Source organism: Staphylococcus arlettae (assembly GCF_002902345.1).
In the GTDB taxonomy this organism is placed as follows: domain Bacteria; phylum Bacillota; class Bacilli; order Staphylococcales; family Staphylococcaceae; genus Staphylococcus; species Staphylococcus arlettae.
Map to the genome: position 1 here is coordinate 1 of NZ_PPQB01000016.1, position 3158 is coordinate 3158.

Here is a 3158-nt window from a genome sequence, read left to right on the forward strand (position 1 = left end):
ATTGTACATTGAAAACTAGATAAGTAAGTAAAATATAGATTTTACCAAGCAAAACCGAGTGAATTAAAGTTTGAAAAAGCTTGAATTCAAAACAAATAATCGCTAGTGTTCGAAAGAACACTCACAGATTAATAACATTTTGGGTTTAAATGAAACAATGTTTGATTTAAACAAACGATTAAGTTATTAAGGGCGCACGGTGGATGCCTTGGCACTAGAAGCCGATGAAGGACGTTACTAACGACGATATGCTTTGGGGAGCTGTAAGTAAGCTGTAATCCAGAGATTTCCGAATGGGGAAACCCAGCACGAGTTATGTCGTGTTATCGACATGTGAATATATATCATGTCTGAAGGCATACCCGGAGAACTGAAACATCTTAGTACCCGGAGGAAGAGAAAGAAAAATCGATTCCCTGAGTAGCGGCGAGCGAAACGGGAAGAGCCCAAACCAATAAGCTTGCTTATTGGGGTTGTAGGACACTCTATACGGAGTTACAAATGTATAAATTAGACGAATTATCTGGAAAGATAAATCAAAGAAGGTAATAATCCTGTAGTCGAAAATTTATACACTCTTGAGTGGATCCTGAGTACGACGGAGCACGTGGAATTCCGTCGGAATCCGGGAGGACCATCTCCCAAGGCTAAATACTCTCTAGTGACCGATAGTGAACCAGTACCGTGAGGGAAAGGTGAAAAGTACCCCGGAAGGGGAGTGAAAGAGAACTTGAAACCGTGTGCTTACAAGTAGTCAGAGCCCGTTAATGGGTGATGGCGTGCCTTTTGTAGAATGAACCGGCGAGTTACGATCTGATGCAAGGTTAAGCAGCAAATGTGGAGCCGCAGCGAAAGCGAGTCTGAATAGGGCGTTGAGTATTTGGTCGTAGACCCGAAACCAGGTGATCTACCCATGACCAGGCTGAAGTTCAGGTAACACTGAATGGAGGGCCGAACCGACTTACGTTGAAAAGTGAGCGGATGAGTTGTGGGTAGCGGAGAAATTCCAATCGAACCTGGAGATAGCTGGTTCTCTCCGAAATAGCTTTAGGGCTAGCCTCAAGTGATGATTATTGGAGGTAGAGCACTGTTTGGACGAGGGGCCCTTCTCGGGTTACCGAATTCAGACAAACTCCGAATGCCAATCAATTTAACTTGGGAGTCAGAACATGGGTGATAAGGTCCGTGTTCGAAAGGGAAACAGCCCAGACCACCAGCTAAGGTCCCAAAATATATGTTAAGTGGAAAAGGATGTGGCGTTGCCCAGACAACTAGGATGTTGGCTTAGAAGCAGCCATCATTTAAAGAGTGCGTAATAGCTCACTAGTCGAGTGACACTGCGCCGAAAATGTACCGGGGCTAAACATATTACCGAAGCTGTGGATTGTCCGTAGGACAATGGTAGGAGAGCGTTCTAAGGGCGTTGAAGCATGATCGCAAGGACATGTGGAGCGCTTAGAAGTGAGAATGCCGGTGTGAGTAGCGAAAGACGGGTGAGAATCCCGTCCACCGATTGACTAAGGTTTCCAGAGGAAGGCTCGTCCGCTCTGGGTTAGTCGGGACCTAAGCTGAGGCCGAAAGGCGTAGGCGATGGACAACAGGTTGATATTCCTGTACCACCTCAATTCGTTTTAAGCGATGGGGGGACGCAGTAGGATAGGCGAAGCGTACGATTGGATTGTACGTCCAAGCAGTAAGACTGAGTATTAGGCAAATCCGGTACTCGTAAGGTCAAGCTGTGATGGGGAGAGGAATTTATTCCTCGAGTCGTTGATTTCACACTGCCAAGAAAATCCTCTAGCTAGAATTATGGTGCCCGTACCGCAAACCGACACAGGTAGTCAAGATGAGAATTCTAAGGTGAGCGAGCGAACTCTCGTTAAGGAACTCGGCAAAATGACCCCGTAACTTCGGGAGAAGGGGTGCTTTCTAGGGTTCACGCCCAGGAAAGCCGCAGTGAATAGGCCCAAGCGACTGTTTATCAAAAACACAGGTCTCTGCTAAACCGTAAGGTGATGTATAGGGGCTGACGCCTGCCCGGTGCTGGAAGGTTAAGAGGAGTGGTTAGCTTCTGCGAAGCTACGAATCGAAGCCCCAGTAAACGGCGGCCGTAACTATAACGGTCCTAAGGTAGCGAAATTCCTTGTCGGGTAAGTTCCGACCCGCACGAAAGGCGTAACGATTTGGGCACTGTCTCAACGAGAGACTCGGTGAAATCATAGTACCTGTGAAGATGCAGGTTACCCGCGACAGGACGGAAAGACCCCGTGGAGCTTTACTGTAGTCTGATATTGAAATTCGGCACAGCTTGTACAGGATAGGTAGGAGCCTTTGATACGTGAGCGCTAGCTTACGTGGAGGCGTTGGTGGGATACTACCCTCGCTGTGTTGGATTTCTAACCCGCACCATTGATCATGGTGGGAGACAGTGTCAGATGGACAGTTTGACTGGGGCGGTCGCCTCCTAAAGAGTAACGGAGGCGCTCAAAGGTTCCCTCAGAATGGTTGGAAATCATTCACAGAGTGTAAAGGCATAAGGGAGCTTGACTGCGAGACTTACAAGTCGAGCAGGGTCGAAAGACGGACTTAGTGATCCGGTGGTTCCGCATGGAAGGGCCATCGCTCAACGGATAAAAGCTACCCCGGGGATAACAGGCTTATCTCCCCCAAGAGTTCACATCGACGGGGAGGTTTGGCACCTCGATGTCGGCTCATCGCATCCTGGGGCTGTAGTCGGTCCCAAGGGTTGGGCTGTTCGCCCATTAAAGCGGTACGCGAGCTGGGTTCAGAACGTCGTGAGACAGTTCGGTCCCTATCCGTCGTGGGCGTAGGAAATTTGAGAGGAGCTGTCCTTAGTACGAGAGGACCGGGATGGACATACCTCTGGTGTACCAGTTGTCGTGCCAACGGCATCGCTGGGTAGCTATGTATGGACGGGATAAGTGCTGAAAGCATCTAAGCATGAAGCCCCCCTCAAGATGAGATTTCCCAACTTCGGTTATAAGATCCCTCAAAGATGATGAGGTTAATAGGTTCGAGGTGGAAGCATAGTGATATGTGGAGCTGACGAATACTAATCGATCGAAGACTTAATCAATTTTAATAGGTTTTACTTGGTTCACTTATTTTACTTACTATCTAGTTTTGAATGTATAACT

Annotated in this window: 1 rRNA gene; it reads left to right on the forward strand. The window is 48.0% G+C overall.

From position 1 onward, the window contains the following. Window positions 1–176 precede the first annotated feature (176 nt). Window positions 177–3097, forward strand: a 23S ribosomal RNA gene (locus CD036_RS08195). Window positions 3098–3158 lie beyond the last annotated feature (61 nt).